Source organism: Streptomyces longisporus (genome assembly GCF_039532765.1).
GTDB lineage: Bacteria > Actinomycetota > Actinomycetes > Streptomycetales > Streptomycetaceae > Streptomyces > Streptomyces longisporus.
The window spans coordinates 45,083-64,689 of the sequence record NZ_BAAASG010000029.1 but is presented as its reverse complement, the minus strand read 5'-3'; the positions used below and the strand labels follow the sequence as shown (position 1 = coordinate 64,689).

Annotated in this window: 16 protein-coding genes and 4 pseudogenes; 6 read left to right on the top strand and 14 right to left on the bottom strand. The window is 68.3% G+C overall.

Annotation, left to right across the window (positions count from 1 at the left end; translation table 11 throughout):
• Positions 1–471 precede the first annotated feature (471 nt).
• The 3 genes from lspA to ABD355_RS43080 all read right to left on the bottom strand — a co-directional run bounded on the left by lspA (position 472) and on the right by ABD355_RS43080 (position 2,858).
• Positions 472–1,092, bottom strand: coding sequence for a signal peptidase II (gene lspA, locus ABD355_RS43090; RefSeq protein ID WP_344406808.1), 621 nt, complete (start codon positions 1,090–1,092; stop codon positions 472–474).
• 481 nt (positions 1,093–1,573) lie between these two features.
• Positions 1,574–2,290: a class I SAM-dependent methyltransferase gene (locus ABD355_RS43085; RefSeq protein WP_344406807.1), complete on the bottom strand. Its 717-nt coding sequence runs from the start codon at positions 2,288–2,290 to the stop codon at positions 1,574–1,576.
• Between the two features lie 52 nt (positions 2,291–2,342).
• Positions 2,343–2,858 carry a hypothetical protein gene (locus tag ABD355_RS43080; protein WP_344406806.1) on the bottom strand — a complete coding sequence of 172 codons (516 nt, stop codon included), beginning with the start codon at positions 2,856–2,858 and terminating at the stop codon, positions 2,343–2,345.
• A gap of 135 nt (positions 2,859–2,993) precedes the next feature.
• Between ABD355_RS43080 and ABD355_RS43075 the strand changes: the two genes are divergently transcribed.
• The 3 genes from ABD355_RS43075 (at position 2,994) to ABD355_RS43065 (ending at position 5,230) form a co-directional block, all read left to right on the top strand.
• Complete coding sequence (locus ABD355_RS43075) at positions 2,994–3,449, top strand: sensor domain-containing protein (protein ID WP_344406804.1); 456 nt, start codon at positions 2,994–2,996, stop codon at positions 3,447–3,449.
• Between the two features lie 99 nt (positions 3,450–3,548).
• Positions 3,549–4,187: a histidine kinase gene (locus ABD355_RS43070; protein WP_344406803.1), complete on the top strand. Its 639-nt coding sequence runs from the start codon at positions 3,549–3,551 to the stop codon at positions 4,185–4,187.
• Positions 4,188–4,330: 143 nt separating this feature from the next.
• Entirely contained in the window at positions 4,331–5,230 is a 900-nt protein-coding gene (locus ABD355_RS43065; protein WP_344406802.1) for a Vgb family protein, read from the top strand.
• Positions 5,231–5,264: 34 nt separating this feature from the next.
• Here the strand turns inward: ABD355_RS43065 and ABD355_RS43060 are convergent, their stop codons facing one another.
• The 5 genes from ABD355_RS43060 to ABD355_RS43040 all read right to left on the bottom strand — a co-directional run bounded on the left by ABD355_RS43060 (position 5,265) and on the right by ABD355_RS43040 (position 9,090).
• Complete coding sequence (locus ABD355_RS43060) at positions 5,265–6,005, bottom strand: phosphotransferase (RefSeq protein ID WP_344406800.1); 741 nt, start codon at positions 6,003–6,005, stop codon at positions 5,265–5,267.
• Positions 6,006–6,572: 567 nt separating this feature from the next.
• On the bottom strand, positions 6,573–6,914 hold the full coding sequence (locus tag ABD355_RS43055) for a peptidase inhibitor family I36 protein (RefSeq protein ID WP_344406799.1): 342 nt from the start codon (positions 6,912–6,914) through the stop codon (positions 6,573–6,575).
• A gap of 267 nt (positions 6,915–7,181) precedes the next feature.
• Entirely contained in the window at positions 7,182–7,892 is a 711-nt protein-coding gene (locus ABD355_RS43050) for a hypothetical protein (RefSeq protein ID WP_344406797.1), read from the bottom strand.
• A gap of 233 nt (positions 7,893–8,125) precedes the next feature.
• Positions 8,126–8,452, bottom strand: coding sequence for a peptidase inhibitor family I36 protein (locus ABD355_RS43045; RefSeq protein ID WP_344406796.1), 327 nt, complete (start codon positions 8,450–8,452; stop codon positions 8,126–8,128).
• 137 nt (positions 8,453–8,589) lie between these two features.
• Positions 8,590–9,090, bottom strand: coding sequence for a peptidoglycan-binding domain-containing protein (locus ABD355_RS43040; RefSeq protein ID WP_344406795.1), 501 nt, complete (start codon positions 9,088–9,090; stop codon positions 8,590–8,592).
• Positions 9,091–9,327: 237 nt separating this feature from the next.
• On the opposite strand from ABD355_RS43040, the gene ABD355_RS43035 reads away from it, so the two are divergent.
• On the top strand, positions 9,328–13,143 hold the full coding sequence (locus ABD355_RS43035; protein WP_344406794.1) for an nSTAND1 domain-containing NTPase: 3,816 nt from the start codon (positions 9,328–9,330) through the stop codon (positions 13,141–13,143).
• A gap of 498 nt (positions 13,144–13,641) precedes the next feature.
• Here the strand turns inward: ABD355_RS43035 and ABD355_RS43030 are convergent.
• The 3 genes and pseudogenes from ABD355_RS43030 to ABD355_RS43020 all read right to left on the bottom strand — a co-directional run.
• Positions 13,642–13,950, bottom strand: a pseudogene (locus tag ABD355_RS43030) (hypothetical protein); the annotation flags it as partial.
• 185 nt (positions 13,951–14,135) lie between these two features.
• On the bottom strand, positions 14,136–15,713 hold the full coding sequence (locus ABD355_RS43025; RefSeq protein WP_344406792.1) for a hypothetical protein: 1,578 nt from the start codon (positions 15,711–15,713) through the stop codon (positions 14,136–14,138).
• Between the two features lie 188 nt (positions 15,714–15,901).
• Positions 15,902–16,951 carry a terpene synthase family protein gene (locus tag ABD355_RS43020; protein ID WP_344406790.1) on the bottom strand — a complete coding sequence of 350 codons (1,050 nt, stop codon included), beginning with the start codon at positions 16,949–16,951 and terminating at the stop codon, positions 15,902–15,904.
• A 427-nt stretch (positions 16,952–17,378) separates the two neighbouring features.
• On the opposite strand from ABD355_RS43020, the gene ABD355_RS43015 reads away from it, so the two are divergent.
• Together ABD355_RS43015 and ABD355_RS43010 are read left to right on the top strand one after the other, a co-directional pair.
• On the top strand, positions 17,379–18,065 hold the full coding sequence (locus tag ABD355_RS43015; RefSeq protein WP_344406788.1) for a GAF and ANTAR domain-containing protein: 687 nt from the start codon (positions 17,379–17,381) through the stop codon (positions 18,063–18,065).
• A gap of 75 nt (positions 18,066–18,140) precedes the next feature.
• Positions 18,141–18,260: pseudogene (locus tag ABD355_RS43010) on the top strand (IS5/IS1182 family transposase); the annotation flags it as partial.
• 1 nt (position 18,261) lies between these two features.
• On the opposite strand, the pseudogene ABD355_RS43005 reads toward ABD355_RS43010, so the two are convergent.
• From ABD355_RS43005 to ABD355_RS43000, 3 genes and pseudogenes are all read right to left on the bottom strand, one after another.
• Positions 18,262–18,496, bottom strand: a pseudogene (locus ABD355_RS43005) (IS5/IS1182 family transposase); the annotation flags it as partial.
• Positions 18,477–18,700 (bottom strand): annotated as a pseudogene (locus ABD355_RS44845) (IS110 family transposase); the annotation flags it as partial. The pseudogenes ABD355_RS44845 and ABD355_RS43005, both read right to left, overlap by 20 nt.
• Positions 18,701–18,844: 144 nt before the next feature.
• On the bottom strand, positions 18,845–19,513 hold the full coding sequence (locus tag ABD355_RS43000; RefSeq protein ID WP_344406787.1) for a class I SAM-dependent methyltransferase: 669 nt from the start codon (positions 19,511–19,513) through the stop codon (positions 18,845–18,847).
• Between the last annotated feature and the right edge of the window lie 94 nt (positions 19,514–19,607).

Sequence of the window (19,607 nt, the reverse complement as noted above, 5' to 3'; positions counted from 1 at the left end):
GATCCGGCGGACCTGGCTGCGACCGACCTCGATGCCCATACGTCCGGCCTCGACGGCCAGCGCGACGAGGGCCCGCTCGCCGACCCGGACTCATCCGGCGCGGCCAGCTCGCCGTCGGCCTGCACGGCCAGCAGACCTGGGGGCGGCTGATTGACCAGACCGAAGATTCTTGAGCGTTTTGTTTCGGTGATCCGCCGCTTCCGGCCCTGTCCACCCCGTTCCTCCAGCCCGCCCAGGCCGAAGCGGTTGAAGCGGTTGAAGCGGTGCAGCCACCGGCGAAGTGTCTTGGGATTGCACCTCAACTCGTCCTCGATGGCAGGCACTCTGTCCGGACCGGCTCAGCTCGACCATCCGTGCCCGCATCACCAGATCACGAGGCGCCTTGCGCGCCCGCGCGCTGTTCCCCGAACTCGACGTGTATGCAACCGGAGCCCTTACCGAAGGGAATACCGAGCCTCCGCTACACGGCAGTCAAGCTTTGGGGTCTGGAGCATCTCGTCGCGGAGCAGGAATGCTCCGGCTCTGCCGATCTTGCGAGGACGAGCCGTCCAGGGAGGTGCCCAGGAACGACAGGAAGACCGCCAGGGCACCGCCGCAGACAATGGCCGAATCGGCGAGGTTGAACACCGCGAAGTGCTCAACGGAGATGAAGTCGACGACGTGCCCGCGGAAGACCCCGGGCGCCCGGAAGATCCGGTCCGTCAGATTGCCGAGCGCGCCCCCAAGCAGCAGGCCCAGAGCGACAGCCCACGGAAAGCTCTGAAGCCTGCGCGCGACACGCGCGATGACCACGACAACCGAAACCGAGATCACCGTGAACACAGCAGTGAAAGCCTGGCCCGAACTGAAAGCCGCACCCGAGTTACGGAACACCTGAAGCGTGAGCACGCGGCCCGCTATGGCAACGGGCTCCTGACCTTCCAACCGCGAGACAGCCACAAGCTTGGTGCCGATATCCAAGGCATAGGTGAGGGCGGCCGCTGTCAGCAGAGCGGTCAGAGAGCGCTGAGCCAGTGCGCGCTCATCAACAGCACGCGTTGCTGTCTCGGGCTGTGATTGCGAGGCATTGTCGGTAGTGATGATCTGCTCCATGGATGCCGAGCCGCCCTGGACAAGCCCACATTACAAGAGCCTATTGTCGGCGACGGGTGGAACGTCCAGCAGGTGCTTGGCTCCACCGGCACCAGGCACCCGAGTGGCAGCTGCCCGTCACCGCAGCGGCGGTGTGTGCGCCCGTGACCTGCCGTGGTCGGCCTCATGGTCGGGATGCCGACACCGTCCAAGACGGAGAACGCAGGCTTGCCCGCGCCGTCTGACCTGGCGAAATCCGCGTGGTCGGGACGGAGGGGATACAGCCTTCGGTCCCCCCTCGGTCCCCAGTACCGCAACCTTCCAGCCACCGGTCCAGCCCACCAAGGGAGCAACTCCCGCAGCCGGGCACCCCGACCGCGGCGCTGACCTGCTGTGGTCGGGCTCGCCGGGGCGTCCGCGTGCGGAGCCCCCTCGCCTCCCGGAACGGCCAACCGCACGCCAGGTTGTTCAGCTCGGTGAGCGCGGTCCCTGCGTGCGGTGCTCACGCTTCCCCGTCGTTGGTGTCCCGGTCGCTGTGGGCGAGGCGCTCACTCTGGTGGCCTGGCGCGTGGGCTCTGCAAGGTCGGAAGCGGGCGAGGTATGCCGGGCTTGGGCCGCGGCGCTCGGTCAGGTGGAGGCCGGCGGCGTCGGCGAGCCGGTGCAGCCGGCCGAAGGGGATCCAGTGCCGGTCGAAGAACTCGCCGATCACCAGCCGCCCGCCTGGTGCCAGCACCCGTGCCGCCTCGCGCAGTACCCGATGCGGCTCCGGGATCTCGCCGAGCGCGGTCACGGCGTATACGGCGTCGAATGTCCCGTCGGCGTAGGGCAGTTCACGTGCGTCCGAGCGGGTGGGCCTGATCGTCGCCAGGCCGTCGCGCTCGGCGCGGCACATCACGTGGTCAAGCATCTCCTGCTGTATGTCGAGCACATCGAGCCGTCCCTCCGGCCCGAGCTGCGGGGCGACGTGCAGCGACTGCAGGCCCGTCCCTGGGCCGATCTCCAGGATCCGCTCCCCCGGCCGCGGTTGCAGTACGGCGTCCATCCGGTCGGCTGTCAGGAACGGCAACGGCACGTCGAGGAGCCCGCGTTGGGCGTACGGATAGGGCGCCGTGTCGCCCAGCCACCAGGCGGCGGCCAACGCGGCGCCGACTCCGGCGGCGACCGCCCAGCGGGCCCGGGCCGGGATCGGGGCGACGGGGGCGGTGGTGATGCGGTGCATGGTGTTCTCCGGTGGATTGATTGGTCCGTGTTACGTAGTCGGGCGGTCGGCGTCACCCGAGCCGGCTCAGCGCCCGCAGCGCCAGCCGGCCGCACAGCGCGGCGAGCGGCAGCTCGGCACCGAGCGACATGGCGACCGCGGTGGCGAAGTCGCCGCCCGGGGTCGCGGTCGTGGTGTCGAACCAGGCGTCCACCACAAGCAGCGTCGCGGTCGCGGCGGCTGCCAGGGCATGCCGCCGGTCGCCGCGGGCGGCGAGGAGGCCGGTGGCAATCAGGCCGAGCGCCTCCAGCGCGTCGAGCCCGACCAAGGCGACCGGCCAGTGCGCCGCGGGCGCGGTGGCCGGCAGGCCAGCGGCCAGCACGTACAGCCACGGCAGCAGGGCGAGCCCGCAGGCGACCAGCAGCCACCCGGTCCGCCGCATGCCCCGCGCCGGGCGCGGCTCCTCCGCCTCTTCGTACAGCGGGATGACCTCGGCGCGGTCGAAGCCCCCGGCACCGGCCAATTCGTCATTGCGCAACACCAGTTGACGCATCGTCTTCCCCCGCTCCCCGTCGGCTCTCCCCTTCACGTGCTCCACCCTCCGCCGCACACCAGGGCGCCGTCAGTCACGCAGGATTCCGACCCGGAGTGGAGAAAAGTGCACCCCCGAACCGGGCGGGAGCGTCATGGCACGGGGATGGCCTGCGGTTTTACCGTTTGACACATGCAACCCACGACGTGGCTGCAGCTGGTAGTCGGCCGGCCGTTCCGCAGGGCGGGACACCGGACCGCGCTCGTCGCCGCCGGCCTGCCGCTCCACCTCGCCGTGGTACCACCGTGGCTCTGGCTGCTCGGCACGATGGCGGCGTTGGTGCCGGCCGTGACTCCGCTGCCCGTGCTGCTCACGCTCGTGGTGACACCCCTGCTGACCGTCGGACAGCGGCGGCGCTACCGGGCGCTCGTCGGCAAGGACCTCCCACGCCCCGCCGTGCCCGGACCGGGACGCAACGGGAAGTCGGTGGTGCGCCGGCTGACCACGCGGGCCTTGTGGCGGCAGGTCTGCTACCACGCCGTGGCGGGTCCGCTGTTCGCCGTCCTGGACCTCGCCGTCCTCGCCGTCTGGGCCGCCGCTCTCGTGGCCGCCTCCATCTACGTGTGGATCTGGGAGCTGACCCCGTAGTGGCGGGTCACCGACCTCGGGTACACCACGCAGGCCGCGTACGTCACCGCCGACGGCCTCGCCCTGCTGTTCCTCGGGCCCCGGCTGACCGGCGCTCTGGTGCGGCTGGGCACCCGGGCGGCCGAGGTCCTGCCCGACCCCAGCCGCATGGAGAAGCCGGCCCGCCGGGTCGCCGACCTCGCCGGGAGCCGGGCCGGTGTGCTCGACACCGCCGACGCCGAGGGGCGGCGGATCGAGCGCGACCTGCACGACGGCGCGCAGCAGCGCCCCGTCTCACTCACCGTCAACCTGGGCCTGGCCAGGTCCACCCCCGGCGACCTGCAGGAGGACGCCCGCAAGGTGATCGACGAAGCGCACCGCGAGGCGAAGGAGGCGATCGCCGAGCTGAACAACCCGGTGTGTGGCCTGCATCGGCCGTCCTTGAGGACCGCGGCCTCGACGCCGCGCTGTCCGGGGTCGCCGCCCGCCCCCGTCCCGGTGCACGTGGCGGTGGACCTGCCGCAGCGCCCCTCACCCACCGTCGAGGCGGTCGCGTACTTCCGGGAGAAGAACAGCGTCGCCACCGCATCGCATGAATCGTTCGGAGGGTGGACGAAATGCTTCACTGACCCGCGGCTTTGCGCGGCTGTCGTGGACCGGCTCACGTTCGGCGGCAACATCGTAGAGACCGGCACCGACTCCTACCGGCTCGCCAGCACCCGGGCAGGAGCAGCTGAGAAGGGCGCCGCCATGAACTGACCTGTCCTGGTCCTTCCTCGATCAGGCGCCGCATGCGCCGGTCCCCCAGCCGTGCAGCAGGAATATTCAGGAGCACGCGGGCCGCTGCCCGGACTAACATCCGCAGTCGCACTTCTTCCGTCCGCCGTCCAAGGAACCCGCCCATGCCGCATCGTCCGACCGTTTCCATCACGGAGTTCTCCGTTTCCGACCGCGAGGCCGGGCCCTACGGAATCGCCGCGGGACCGGACGGCGCATTGTGGTTCACCATGGTCCATCACGGACGGATCGGGCGGATCACGCCCGATGGCGACCACATCTCCTACCAGCTCGAACCGGCTTCCAGCGGTCCGTCGATCATCGCTGCGGGGCCTGATGACGCACTGTGGTTCACCGAGTTCCGCAGCCACCGCATCGGCCGCATCACCACGGCCGGAGACATCGCCTCGTTCCCGCTGCCGACTTCGGATGCCGGGCCGTTCGGGATCGCCTCGGGTCCCGACGACGCACTCTGGTTCACCGAAGCCGGCGCCGACCGCATCGGCCGCATCACGACCGACGGTCATGTCACCGAGTTTCCCCTTCCCATCGCGGGAGCCTTCCCGTCAGCCATCGCCGCTGGCCCGGACGGTCGACTGTGGTTCACGATGAATCAGGCGAACGCGATTGGTGCTATCGCTAGCGATGGTGCCGTCACGGTCCATGCGTTGCCAACGCCTGCCAGCGCCCCCGTCGGCATCACAGCCGGCGCCGACGGCGCCCTGTGGTTCGTCGAGATCGCAACCGGCCAGATCGGACGCATCACCCCGGACGGGAAGATCAATGAATTCGCCCTGCCCGACCCAACGTCACGCCCGCACGCCATCACTGCAGGCGCCGACGGGAACTGCTGGTTCACCGAGTGGGGAGCCAACCGCATCGGACGGATCACCCCCGACGGCAGTATCGACGAACACGATCTCCCCAGCTTGTCCTCCGAGCCTCACGGCATCGCCCAAGGACCGGACGGCGCGATGTGGACCGCTCTCGAGACCGGGACGATCGCACGCCTCGCCACACACTGAGACGGCATATCGCGGTCGGTGAAGCCGAGGGCAGTCAGCGTAGAGCGCTCGCGAAGACGGCACGGTTGGCGGTCGTGTAGTCGTGCTCACGGATGGACCATGCGATTCGAGCAAGGACCTGTTCGTCGTCGGCCACGCGTGGCTGTGGAGCATTGAGGTGCCGGCGCCACCAGAGGGCATTGCGGATTTGGCGGTCAAGGATGGCGTCGACGAGGCTGCTACGCGCTGGGATGTCGAGCCCGTAGGCGTCAGCGAGGATCCGTACCTGGGTTGCCTGTTCCTGAGCGGGTGGAGCTTGCGACTTGGAGGAGATGCACCAGGTCCAGGCCATGTATCCAAGGTCTTCGAGGGGGTCGCCGGGGGCGGCTGTATCGAAGTCGATGAAGGCCATCGGCCGATCCTGGTAGAAGACAGCGTTGTTCGGTCCGGGATCGTGGTGGCAGACGACCGGACGAGTTGCGGCGAGGCGGCTGCCGCGGGTGGCCTCATGGAGCGAGCGCAGAAGGGTACCGGCGGCCACCACCTGTTCGTCGCTCCAGAGCTGGAATCTGGCCGGAACTCGGCCAGGCAGGTAGGTGAACGTGTCACGGCCGGTGTCGTCGAGCCCGAGGTAACGCGGTGCGCCGTTGAACCCGCGTTGTTGAAGATGGTTCAGCAATTCGGCGACGAAGGCCGACCTGGCTGTGACGGGTCGCCGGACGGTGTCACCGACGCGGACGACGCCCTGAGTCATCCGCCCTCCGGACAGTGGCACTTCGTCCTTTCCCGTGTTCATGGCTCCAGCTTCTCGTGTTCTTGGCCGATCCGTTTGGGATCCGGCTGAGCGCCGAAACACAGTCACGGAGTCAGCGGGACGCGTTTCCGTGGGAGCCGGAAGCCGGCGCGGCCGTACATCTGGCGTTCGAGCATCTTGATCCGGTTGACGTGTCCTTCGACGACGGGCGGCTGCATGCCGGAAGGTCTGCCGGACAGAACAGCATCCCGGCCTGGGTGATCCTCGCATTTTCATACGCCTGACGGTGTGGAGCAGCACCTCGACCACGGACCGCGGAGAAGCGGCGCGTCAGCCCCTCCCCCGCCGGAGCTCAGGTTGGCAGCTGCCCCACTGTTCGTACGTCCAGGACCGGCACCGCTGGTCTGGTGGTGTGCTCCTCAACCCGGGCGGGGAGTTCGCCCCCGCGGAGCTTCGCCCGCCGCAGGTTGGCACAGCGGTCGTCGAGCTCCGCGGGGAGAACGCTAAACGGTCAGCACGTCGAGGTCGCAGACGCTGCCGTGACGCCCGCCTCCGGCGGGGCCTCGAAACCCTTGTCCGAGGCCTTCCAGCTCGAACCGGTCGAACAGGTCAGCAGTTCCACTTGGACGAAGCCGGGCTGTAGTTGTTCGCGAGGCGGACGAACTCGCCTCGCGAGACGCAGTCGCCAATGGCGCTGTGGTAGTTGTACTCGCGGTACATCGTCACTCCCCGCCCCGAGGTGCCGTTGTTGTAGACGGCGTACGTGAACTTCCCGTCCGCCACCCATGAGCAATTGTTCCAGGAGGGAGCGTCGTCCTTCCACTTGCACATCTCCGAGTAACGATTGTCCTGAACGTGCCAGGCGCAGAAGTACTGCCGGGGGCATTCGCTTGTGCGGATGGGGAAGGCAGCCGGCGCTGCCGACGCCGGAGCTGCGGTCGAGGCAGTCATTGCCCCGACGGCGACGGCGGCCGTTGCGGTGAACCGTGCCAGGCGTGAGCGGATCAGCATCTCTCTCCTTTGGTGAGATTTGGTCGGTACCTCAGGCGGACCGGAAAGTGGGATCACCTTTCGCGAGCTGTCGGGTGACCCTTTTCGTCAGGCAGCCGAGGGTGCGGAGGCGCATGACTGGTGTCAGGGCCGTCGCGCTTGGGGTTCGTCATCCGAGGCCCTGCAGGGGCGGCCAACAGTCCGGCACATACGCACGTGTGTCGAAGATCAGCCCCACGAGGCGCGCCGCCCCTGTCGGGACTTGGGGGCAGGGAATGTGGATGTGCTTCCATTTGGCCGCCCTAATGCCTTCCGCTTCAACGTCTGGTAGCGCCGAAGGTCGGCTTGGGCCGAGTCGTTGAGCGTGGATTTTTCCGCGTCCCGTTGGGCTTCGTACACCGTCTCGTGAAGGCGTACTTTGCGCTCGCAGTCGTAGTCGTCGGACGCGATGCGCAACTCTTTGCGGCCGAGGCTGCGTAGTGCTCTGTCGCTGCGGCCGGTCGACTCCATGTCGCGGGCCAACTCTTGTCTCGGTGCCTGCAGGTCGTCGTACGAATAGCCTGACTTCCGCATGCATGAGGACCATTTGGCCAGCGCGTTGATATACCGGCCGTCTTTTTCGACCTGGTCCATCACGGTCGCCTGCAAGCCCTCCAGTTCATTCTCAAGCCGGTTCCAGCCCGACCCGTAGGCTGCTTCCCGGCCCTGGTAGGCGCACCCGTCGGGCCGGTAGGTCAGAACCACTCCGGTCGAAAGAGTGAGTTTCTCCACGTGCGTGCCCTCCAGCGCCTTTGTCCAGCCAGTGGAGTGGTGAGCGGCCGGCGGAGCATGGCTGCCCGTCCCGCTGAGGATCTCGCCCACCACGCCGTAACCGTCCTGGCGTGCCTGCTTCTCACGCAGCAGACCGTACGGATTGGTGGTCACCGCACGCTCGCTCACCGTGGTTCGCCCTGGCGCGTAACTGAATCCGCGGCGTGCCATGCAATCAGCGACGGCGGACTCCTCGTGGTCTCGCAAACGAGCGGTGTCCGCCACGGAAGTGACAAGGACGGCGGACAGCGGCCGCGGATCGAACGGCACTTGCCCTCGGCCGCCGCTACCCGCGAACGAACAGCCGGCCGTGAACACGGCGGCGGTGGCAGCAATCGCCGCGAGCCGTGCGCGGGCTCGCCTCATACGCACCAGTTGTTTGAGTAGACATGGTGGTACAGAGCCGTGCCCCATTCGGGGTTGTCGGCCACGTCGTTGAGCGAGTACATCCCCGTGCCGCGGGCCAGTGTCCAGTAGTGGCCCGTGTAGTTGCGCTCGCTGTAGACCCGTACATTGCATGAGGTACCGGCATTCCACAGAGACTCGGCCCCACGGAACTGGGAAAACCCGGTGAGATCCGTGTTGTCCTCGTAGACCGCCCCACGTGATCCGAATTCGTACGTCGAGGTGTAGGCACACAGCGCCCCGGACGGGCAGTCTGCGGCCTCGGCAGTGTCTGCCGTCGCCATGGTGGTCAGGACAAGTGCCGCGGCGCCCAAGGAGGAACCGACAGCGAGCTTCCTGCGTGTGGTCCGCGCCGTTCGTGTGCTTCGCACGAGACATCCTCTCGGTGACTTCGGGCCATCAGATCGGCGTGCAGCAAGAGTCAGCTCGAACAGTCTCCCTCCCACATTTCGTCGGCCCACTTGCTGAACGCTGCCTCGGTTCCCGATCCCGCGATTCCGTCGATCGGTCCGCCGTAGAGGTCCCAGTCCTTCAAGAGCTGTTGGAACCCTGTGACCGTGCCGCTGCCGACGATCCCGTCTATCGGCCCCTTGTAGTACCTGTTGAACGTGAGGTAGCGCTGCAATGCCATCCAGCTGTTCGTCCCCAGCAGCCCGTCGTACGGGCCGTTGTAGCCCCAGTCGTTGTTGTGCGCCCAGCACTGCACTCCCCGGGCCTGCTTGGTACTCAGGCCGAGGTTGACCACGGCGAGCGGGACAGCGGCATTGGAGCTCGCCGGCTTCCAGGCCCGCTGGGATGCGGCAAGGCCGATGCTCGCACCCGCTACTGCACCCGTGTTCGCGCCGGCTGCGCCTGCACCTGACGCCACGACTGCCAGCGCTGTGGTGAGCACACCAGACGCGATAGTGACGACTTTCTTCACCGATGGTCCTTTCTGGAGTTCCCGATCCTGCTGCCGTCCGGTCGTCCGAACGGCGATGGGTGAGCCGGCGCAGCGGAGACCGCAGTCCGCCGGTGCCCTCGTTTGTACTGCCATTTCGTTGTCCGGAATCGGGGGTTGGATGCCGGACAACAAGCTCCGGACAATGAGTCGGGTTTGTTGATCTCGGGGAGGTACGAGGTGCCGCGAGCCGAGCGTCCGTTGGCGGACGACGATGGCGTGCTGACAGTCTTCGCGGCCGACCTGCGGCGATTACGCGCTGAGGCAGGAAGTCCGCCCTACCGTGAGTTGGCCCGCCGGGCTCATTACTCGTCCACGACCCTCGCGGACGCCGCCGCAGGGCGGAAACTGCCGAGCCTGGCCGTCACCCTCGCCTACGTACGGGCCTGCGACGGTGATCCGGCCACATGGGAGGCACGATGGCGGTCGACCGCCGCGGAACTGGCGGCCGACAAGCCGGCCGAGGCGCTCTCCGAGCCCCCCGACGACGAACGCCGGAGCCCGTACGCGGGGCTCGCGGCGTTTCAGCCGCAAGACGCCGAACGGTTCTTCGGACGCGAACGCCTCACCGCCGACCTGGTCAGCCGCGTCCGTGACCATCGCTTCCTCGCGGTGTTCGGAGCCTCCGGTTCGGGCAAGTCGTCGCTGTTGCGGGCCGGCCTGCTGCCCAGGGCCGATGCCATCACAGAGGGGAAAGGCGAATGGCGCAGGGTACTGCTCGTCCCAGGCCCCCACCCGCTGGAGGAATGCGCCGCCCGACTGGCCGCGCTGAGCGGCGGATCAGCCACCGCCCTGTCCGAGGAGCTACGAGAAAAGCCCCGCGCCCTGCACATGACCGTTCTGCAGATCCTCGCCGACCGGCCCGAAGACAGCGAACTCCTATTGGTGGTGGACCAGTTCGAGGAGGTCTTCACTCTCTGCACCAGCACACGGGAACGGGCCGCATTCATCGAGGCACTGACCACGGCAGCCCAGGCCGCCAACAGCCGCACCCGCGTCGTGGTCGGCGTCCGGGCCGACTTCTACGCCCGCTGTTCCGAACACCCGGAGCTGGTCGAGGCGCTGCGCGACGCCCAGTTGCTTGTCGGCCCGATGACCACCGACGAACTGCGCCGAGCCATCAGCCAACCCGCCGTACAGGCCGATTGCACTGTCGAAACCCCGCTGCTGGCCCGCGTCGTCGCCGATGCCACCGGACAGCCCAACGCCCTGCCGCTGGTCTCGCACGCCTTGCGCGAGACCTGGCGGCGCCGACGCGGCAACACCCTCACCCTGGCCGGTTACGAAGCCGCCGGCGGTATCCGGCATGCTCTCGCCCAGACGGCCGAAACCGTCTTCGCCGGCCTGACGCCTTCGCAACAGCGCCTGGCCCGCGCCACCTTCCTGCGGCTCGTCGTCCTCGGCGAGGGGGCCGACGACACCAAACGACGCGTCGCGCGCGCCGAATTGGACTCCCTCGCTCACCCCGGCACCCAGACGGTTCTGGACGCGCTGGCCCAGGCCCGCCTCGTCACACTGGACACCGACACCGTCGAGATCACCCACGAGGCACTGCTCCAAGCGTGGCCGCGGCTGGCCGGCTGGCTGAACGAGGACCGGGCAGGACTGCTCACCCATCAGCGGTTGACGGAAGCCGCAACCACCTGGGAGCGCGAGCACAAGGATCCGGGCCTGCTCTACCGCGGCAGTCAGCTGGCCACAGCTGCCGAATGGGCCGAACGTCACCGCGGCGACCTCCTTCTCGGCGAACGAGTCCAGGACTTCCTCACGGCGTCCCTCCGGCAGCAACGCCGGGCCGGTCACCTGCGCCGAGCAGCAGTCGCCGTACTGGCGGTCCTGGCGGTACTGGCCTCGACAGCCGCCGTCGTCGCGTTCCAGCAGCGCGGCGCCGCACGGGCGGAGCGTGATGTCGCCATATCCCGCGAGATCACGGCCCGGTCCGAGCAGGTGGAGAGCAACGACACCTCGCTGGCCGCACGTCTCAGCCTGGCCGCCTACCGGCTGCGGCCCTCACCCGAGCTCTACACCAGACTCCTCAGCACCGAGAACGTACCCCTCGCCACCACGCTGACCGGCCACACCGACACGGTTTTCGCCGTGGCCTACAGCCCTGACCGGCGCACCCTGGCCACCGCGGGCGCCGACGGCACCGTGCGCCTGTGGGACGTCACCGACTCCGCCCACCCCAGAGCACTCGGCAAACCCCTCAGGGACCACATCGGTTGGGTGTACTGGTTGGCCTTCAGCCCCGACGGCCGCACTCTGGCTGCCGCGGGCCGCGACCGGGCGGTACGGCTGTGGAACGTCACCGATCCCGTTCATCCCGCGGTGTGGGGACCGCCCCTGAGGGGCCACACCAGTTACGTGTTCTCCGTGTCGTTCAGCGCCGACGGCCGCATCCTCGCCACCGCGAGCTACGACCACACGCTACGGCTGTGGAACGTGTCCGACCCCGCGCACGCCACGCCCATCGGTCACGCCTTGACCGGCCATGTGGGGGCGGTCGCCTCGGCGACGTTCAGCCCGAGGGGGCGCGTGCTCGCCAGCGCCGGCCACGACCACACCATCCACCTTTGGGACATCGCGGACCCAGCCGACCCCAAGCCTCTCGGCGCTCCGATGAAGGGCCACAAGGACACGGTCTACGCGGTCGCCTTCAGCCCTGACGGACGCACACTCGCCAGTGTCAGCAATGACCACACGGTACGCCTCTGGGATGTGTCCCGCCCCGCGCACGCCACCACCCTGGGACCTGCGCTGACCGGTCACACCGATTCCATCTACGCCGCGGCGTTCAGCCCCGACGGACAGACCCTCGCCACCGCCGGAGCCGACCACACCATACGGCTGTGGAACGTCACCGACCCCAGGCATCCGTCGGCCCTCGGCGAACCGCTGTCCGGTCACACCGACTACGTTTACTGGCTGGCCTTCAGCCCTGACGGACGCACGCTCGCCAGTGCCTCCCGCGATCACACGGTACGACTGTGGCATCTTCCCGGTACTCGTCTGGCTACCCCAAGTTCCCTCGACGCCGTCGCCTTCAGCTCCAGTGGTCATCTTCTGGCCACCGGAGGCACCGACCAGAGCACGAAGCTCTGGGATGTCACCGATCCCGCGCTTCCCAGAGCACTGGCTGCGCTGGCGGGCACCAAGGGCACCGTCTCCAGTGTGGACTTCAGCCCGAACGGCCGCGTGCTGGCCACGTCCGGAGCGGACGGCGCCGTGCGCCTGTGGGACGTCGCCGACCCTCGGCGCGCCAGGCGCCTACCGGTGCTGGGCGGCCACAAGGGCCCTGTCATGCGCGTGGTATTCAGTCCGAACGGTCGCGTGCTGGCCACCGCGAGCGCCGACCGCACCGTACGACTGTGGAACGTCACCGACCCGGGGCGTGCTCGTGCTCTGAGCGTCCTGCAGGGCCATACGGACAGCGTCGAGGCCCTGGCGTTCAGCCCGGACGGACACGTTCTGGCCAGCGCGGGCTCCGATGACACGCTGCGTCTGTGGAACACGGCGAATCCGGCACGGCCCCGGCTGTTCCGGCCGGCCGTACAGACCGACAGCGGCGGCATTCGCGCCGCAGCATTCAGCCCGGACGGCCATACCCTCGCCACCGCGAGCGCCGACCACACCGTACGACTGTGGAACGTCACCGATCCTGCCCACTTCGCACGGGCGGGCCAGCCGCTCACCGGCCATTCCAGCTTCGTCGACTCCCTCACCTTCAGCCCAGACGGGCGTGTCCTGGCCACCGGTGGCGACGACCGGACCGTGCGCCTGTGGGACGTATCTCATCCGGAACACGCCACGGCCATCGGCTCGGCCCTGACCGGTCACGGCGGACCCGTCAACGACACGGCGTTCAGCCCAGACGGGCGTGTCCTTGCAACCGTCGCCGACGACCGCACCCTTCAGCTGACGCGCGTCAGCGTCGGGGTAGCCGTCCAACGAATCTGCGTCACCACCCACAACGCCCTCACACCGCAGCAATGGCGGCAATATCTGCCCGATCTGCCGTTCCGCTCCCTGTGCTGATGCGCCCCGACCAGCGTCTGCAGCAGGCGGAGCCGCCCGCCGGGTTCAGCTGCCGACCCGTGCTCGGCCTCTTCTCACTTGACCGTGACGAGGTCGCCGTCGCAGATCGCCGCGTCCACCGTGGAGTCGCCGGAGACCGGAAACCGACGGGTTCTTTTCCCTCCTCAAAAGACCGTGGGCCTACCGCCCTTCCAGATCGGCCCTCCAGCTCGTCGAACGCAGTGAAGTTCCGCACCTGTAGCCGCAGTGGGGCCTCATATGCGTCCGAGAGCGTGCATGACGCCAGCAAGCACGCACCCTACGGCGACTCCCACAAGCTTCCAGATGAAAAACCGCTTCGACTGCTGCCACCGCAGACGCCGCTCGAGGTCCAGGTAGCGACGACGCCACTCAGCCCCTTGCTGCTCGCGACGCATCAGCATCTCTTGTTCATGCGCGCTCAACGGCCGCCACCGGCGCTTGCCCTTGCGCTTTCCCATCCCAGCCCCCCGACGCCGATCACCAACCCCCATGCTGCCATTGTCGAGGCAGCTCGCTGAACTGGCTGAACGTGCCTGCGAGACCGACGGGTTGCTGCGATGACCACGGCGGCGGGGGTGACGCGTCGGGCTCCAGGCATACGGTGCCGGACGCGACGATCGCGGCGGGACCGATCAGTTGCATGGAGCCGTCGGCGAGGGCGTCGACGCGGAGTTTCCCGCCGGGCATGTCTACGGTGTAGGTGCCGGCCGCAGCTGCAGTGTGCAGGGTGACGGCGACGCAGACGCCGGTGCCGCAGGCGCGGGTTTCGCCGACGCCGCGTTCGTGGACGCGCCGTGCCGGATGGCGACGGTGCGCCCACGGCCGGGTTCTGGGGCTACCGACGAAATGCGGTTCGCGAGGTTACCGGGATGCCGGTCCGGGCGTCAGCGGCTGGGTCGGCCGACCCTTGTCCGACGCCGTTTCCCCCGTGCGTTCCCACTTCGGTGGCGAGCGCGACAGCCTGGCGGGCCTTATCGGCGCTGCGGCCGCAACTTCCGCGCCGCCAGGAACACCAACGCGCCGCCCGCCACCAGCAGGAAGGCGGTGCCCGCCCGCAGCAGGACTCCGTCCGCGCCCGTGGCTGCGAGCCCGCCGCCAGTCGTCGCCCCGTTCCCGGTTCCCGCCCCGGAGCTGGACGGGCTCGCGGTGGCCGTGGCCGACGGCGACGTGGAGGCACTGGGCGACGGGCTGGACGTCGCCGAGCCGGTGGCCTTCACCGTGATCGCCGCGGTGTCGTTCGCCGCGTCGTCGTCACGGTTGGGGTAGTCAGGGTTCTCCACCGCCTTCACGCTGCCCCGCGCGCCGGGGACGATCCGGTCGATCCGCACCGTGAACTCCTGGGTCACGGAGTCGCCCGGCCGGAAATCGGTGCTGCCGATGTCGCAGGTGTAGCTCTTCGCTCCTGCCTTGCGCGGTGTGCAGTTCCACAGCGGCCCGGGGTCACCCTGCTCGCCGGGGCCGGGGGCGCCGGTGATGGTGGTGCCGGCGGGCGGGGTCACCACGAAGGTGCCGGAGTTGTCGGCGTCCATCCACCGGAAGTCCATCCTGCCCGGCCCGGTGTTCTGCACGCCCACGGTGATGCTCACCGTGTCGCCGACCTTGCCCTCGACTGTGTCACCGAGCGCCTCGTAGTCGGCGTGCTGGGTGGTGGCGAAGGTGCCGTACCCGGAGCCGGTGAAGCCGGAGCCGGAGGCCACGGACTTCAGGCCGAGCGGCGCGCCGGTGCCGGTCTTGGGGAAGTCGGACGGGTCGAAGGAGTCGGGCGCGGTGCCGCCGACCGGCCATACGACGTAGGTGTTGTAGCCGTACATGGTGTCCGTGGCGGCGGTGTAGCGCAGCGGCGCGTTGGTCTCATACGCCGAGCCGGGCACGACCGGGGTGTCGAACCGGCACCAGGCGCCGACGTCGGCGTGGTCCGAGTAGTGGCAGTTCGAGTGGTCACGGGCGAGCGAGACGCCGTCAGAGTCCTGCACCAGCAGCATGACGCCCTTGTCGGCGGGGGCTGTGCCGGTGTTGGCGAAAGCCGGGGTGCGCTCGAAGACGGCGCCGGGCGCGATGCCCTTCAGCGCCGGATAGGGCCGGCGGACCAGCTTCGGGCCGCCGACCAGAACGTCCGTCTTCCCCTTCACGGTAGGAGCGTCGGAGGCGGTGGCGGTGTAGGTGATGGCGCCGGTGTCGCCCGCCTTGGCGGCCGCGGTGGGCTTCAGGAAGAACGGGTCGATCGACTCCTTGCCCGACAGCGGGCCCACCTCGCACTTGACCTTGAGGGCACCGGTGCTCACGCAGTCCCCCGTGACCACCATCGTCGCCTTCCCGGCGAGGGACGACGCGTCGACCACGACGGAGACGTCATGGGCGGCCCCGCCCGAGGCGGTGATGCCGAGGTCCAGGTTCGGGCCCTCGCCCTCGGTGGGAAGGTAGTAGTTCTCCTGGGCATCCAGGACGAGCGTCGTTCCGGCGGCGTGCGCGGCCGGAGTTGCGATTGTCAGAGCGGCAGTCGTTAAAGCGGCGGCCGCCGCCGTCCGCCATATTCTAGGTATCGTCAGCACACTTCATGGACACGCCAGACCACCGGATGGTTGCGCCCGAGCAGCTGTCGGCTGACGCACAGGTTCGGCTGATCGGTACGCTCGCCCGGTACGCCGCGCGGCCGTCGCGCACGTCCTCATCCGTGTAACTACGGCATCGTCCACCGCCTGGTCCAGGCCGTCGAGGATCACCGGTACGCGTTGCGGGGTCAGGCGATCAATTCCCACCACCATGCGATTTCCGGCAGTGTCGATGGCACCAAAGGGTTTGGCCGCGGGGCGGCAACGAGCCGAAACGGCACGGCGTCTCCTTGCACGTCATACCGAGGCGCTCGGAGCCCCCAGTCCAGGTTTCCTCGCACCAGGTGCTCAAGTTGCCTCAGGTATCGCGACAGCTCAGCGCTCGCACCCGCTCCTGCCTGTCGGATCAGCTGCATAAAGAGCCCCATCACCATGTTCCGGAGCTCGAAAGCTCTCCGCACGGGGTACTCGGCCGAGTGCCCCTCCTGCATCAGAGCCGACACGACGTTCATCTCCAGCGTCCCCTCCAACGCCTCCTTCTTGTACGAGTACAGATCGCTGTCCACGGTCACGAGTAGATACGCTGCTTCCGTCACCGCCCGCACCAGCGGCGACTCCAACTCGGCGTTCGGCAGCGCTGTCCCTTCCGCGATCTGGATCACCACCACGCAATACCGGATGGCCCGGTCCATATAGCCGAGGTTCAAATAGTCACGGAAGCCCAGCACCTTGCCCATCTGCCGGTGCGCCACCACCGACAGCGCCCCCACGTACCACTCGACCATCGAGTCGATCCATCTCCGCACGGTGTCCGGCTGGCACTTGGCTCTGATCTCCGCGGAGCACGCACGTTGCGCGGCGACCGCACGGTCGAGTTGGGGGAAACCGCTCGGCGGCGGCTCCGCCTCGGGTGACGTCAAGGAGCGAACCAGCCGACCGGTCAGTAAGGACACTTGGTCAGGATTCCGGCAGATTGGCCCACTGTCGAAAAGCAGGTCATCCAGTGCGAAGGTCACGTACGCGTGGCGCGTCGCCAGGTCGAGCAGTTCCCGGTCCCCATCAGGAGCCCAGCGGCACACCATCTGGCCGTAGTCGCTCGTCTCCTGTCGCCTACCTGACCCGATCCCCAGCTCTTTTGCCCAGCGCCGCGCTGCTTCGTCAACCTGCGCAGCCTCGGGATGAACTGCAGGTTCGATCGGGCAGTAGAAGCAAAAGCCATCAGACTCGATAGATGTCATGATTCCCCCGGGAGCGCTCGAAGCCCGCGAAGGGCATACAGCAGGCCCACATCCAGAGTCTTCCTGGCTTCGGACGCACCCATGCCGTAGAGCCGTAACCTACTTGTTGAACGTGTTGCACTCGGCCGACCAGCGCAATGCAGGAAGCCGCCCTGGGGCAGAGAAGGGCGCGCGCGTGGTCGAGCAGCGGCTCCATGCCCTTGGTCACCGTGGAACGAACCCTGCTCATTTCCAATACCGAGTGGTCTCCCGCCATGTGATGAGCCATCAGGTATTACAGCGCTCGATGAGACCGGCCCCAGGACGCCCCCCTCGGCCTGCGGGACCAGGTGTCGCCCATGGCCTGAACCGTTACCCATGTCACAACAAGGTCACGGGAAGGTCGGGTATGAGATTGAACCGGGCGAGACGAGAGAGGAAGAACACGGTGGACTGGGAACGGTTCGCGCAGCAGATGGCGTCAATGGCACGGAATCTGCTGGCTCAGGATTCGGTGGCCGCCACACTGGAACGAATCACCGCTTCGGCCACCGAGTTGGTCGACGGCTGCGACGCGGCAGGCATCCTCGTGCTGCACGGCACGAAGGTCGAGACCCTCGCCCCTACCCACGAGTTGGTCACCGACAGCCACCGGCTCCAGGAACGTCTGTCACAAGGCCCCTGTTTCGACGTCGCTCGCAACTCGCAGGGCGAGCGGGTCTACCGCATCGCCGACCTCACCGCCGAGGAGCAGCGGTGGCCCGCCTACGCCCCCCTGGCCCACAAGCTCGGAGTGGGCAGCATGATGGGCTTCCTGCTGTTCACCGAGGACCGAGACCTCGGCGCCCTGAACCTCTACTCCCGCGAACCCGGAGCGTTCACCGCCACCAGTGAGACGGCCGGTCTGCTGCTTGCCTCTCACGCCGCGGTCGCCTTCTCCAGCGCCCGCACCCACGCCCAGATGGAACAAGCCGTAGCCACCCGCCACACCATCGGCGAAGCCATGGGCATCCTCATGGGCGCCCACCATCTCACCGAAGAGCAAGCCTTCGACGCCCTGCGCCGCTACTCCCAAGAGAAGAACGTCAAACTGCGCGAGGTCGCCCGCCGCATCTGCGAACAAGGCACCCTCTGACCAGCGTTGCAGGAGCCGCTTTCCTGACTTCAGACGGTGTCCTACGTGGTGAGGCGGATGAGGCGTTTGTCAGCTGTCTCGGCCGGCAACACCGACGACAGCGAAGGGCTGAAGCCCAGGGTGGCAGGTCACCAAACGAGACACGACCCCCACCACGGCCGGTACTTCAAGCCCCAGCGTCTTCGTGCCGACAAGGGACGAGGAGGGGCAGTCCGTTCGCGTCCGACAGGATGTGCATCTTGGAACCCGGCCTGCCCCGGTCCACGGGCTTGGGCCTGTGTGTTCGCCCCCTTTTCGGGTGATGTCGACGAGGCCGGCATCGTCGAGGCGGTGCAGCACGGCTTCGTCAAGCGGCCCCAGACACCGGCTCTCGACCAGATCAGAAACATGCGATGGGAGGTCGACTTCGCTATCCCGAAGCAGGGCGGCAGACAGGACATTCGCCCGTCGGCGGGCAAGGGCCGGCACGGCCTGGGTTTGCCGTTTGCCTTCGGCTCTCTTCCGGTCGTAGAAGCGGCGGGACTCTGCGCAGCTGCGAATGCTGATGAGGCCGATGTGCACAAGACCCGATGCAGTCCACGGTGGTGTCGCTTCGGCCGGTGGAGGTTGCCGCTGACGCTCCCGGAATCCCCAGGACCCTCAACATCGAGCCGTGGACCATCTTCGTCGGCACCGAGCGGATCAACGCGCCGGCTGTCCGTCCACCGGCGTACCGCTGAGAGCCCGAGGGGCCCTGCGCCCACACAGCGGCATCGCGTCCACCGGCCTGTCGGCCTGGCTCAGGTCTCTACGGCCTGGTGCAGGTCCGGGGTGTCGGCGCGCGCTGCCTGCGGCCACCGCGCCGTACCCAGGATCATCGGGCGGACGAACGGGGGTGCCTTGGGCAGCACACCGCGTTCGAGGTGCCCGACCTCGAAACCGGCCGCCTTGATCGAATCCAGCGTCGGCCGGTTGCACTCGCAGCAGACCACGAGGCGGTTCAGCCAGTTGAGGCGGTCCTGCGTGCGTGCGAGCTTCGGGTCCTCGGAGCGCACGTGCTCCATGAAGAGCAGCCGTCCGCCCGGTCGCAGCACGCGGCCGATCTGGCGCAGCGCCCGATGCTGGTCGGCGACGCCGCACAGCACGAGGGTGGAGACGACCACGTCGAAGCTGTCGTCCTCGAAGGGCAGGTCCTCGGCGGGTGCCCGGAGCACGGTGGCGTGCGGTGCCCGCTCCCGGACATGGCGTTCGAGTCGGCGGACCATGGCAGGCTCCGGCTCGGTGACGGTCAGGGCGGCCACGCCCGGGCCGTAGAGTTCGAGGTTGGCCCCCGTCCCGGCGCCGATCTCCAGCACCTCGCCGGCGGCGTCGGCGACCAGGCGGCGGCGCGAATCCCGCAGGCCCGCCGCCTCGGCCCTGGCAATCTGACGGTCGTAGGTCAGCGCGAAGAACGCTTTGTGGATGCTCATGGCTGCCTCGATTCCTCACCCCCGGGCCCATGTCCCGGATGCCGAGATCGACGCTACGGCTGCGGTGGGCGCTGCCGCATGGGGCGGTTGCCCC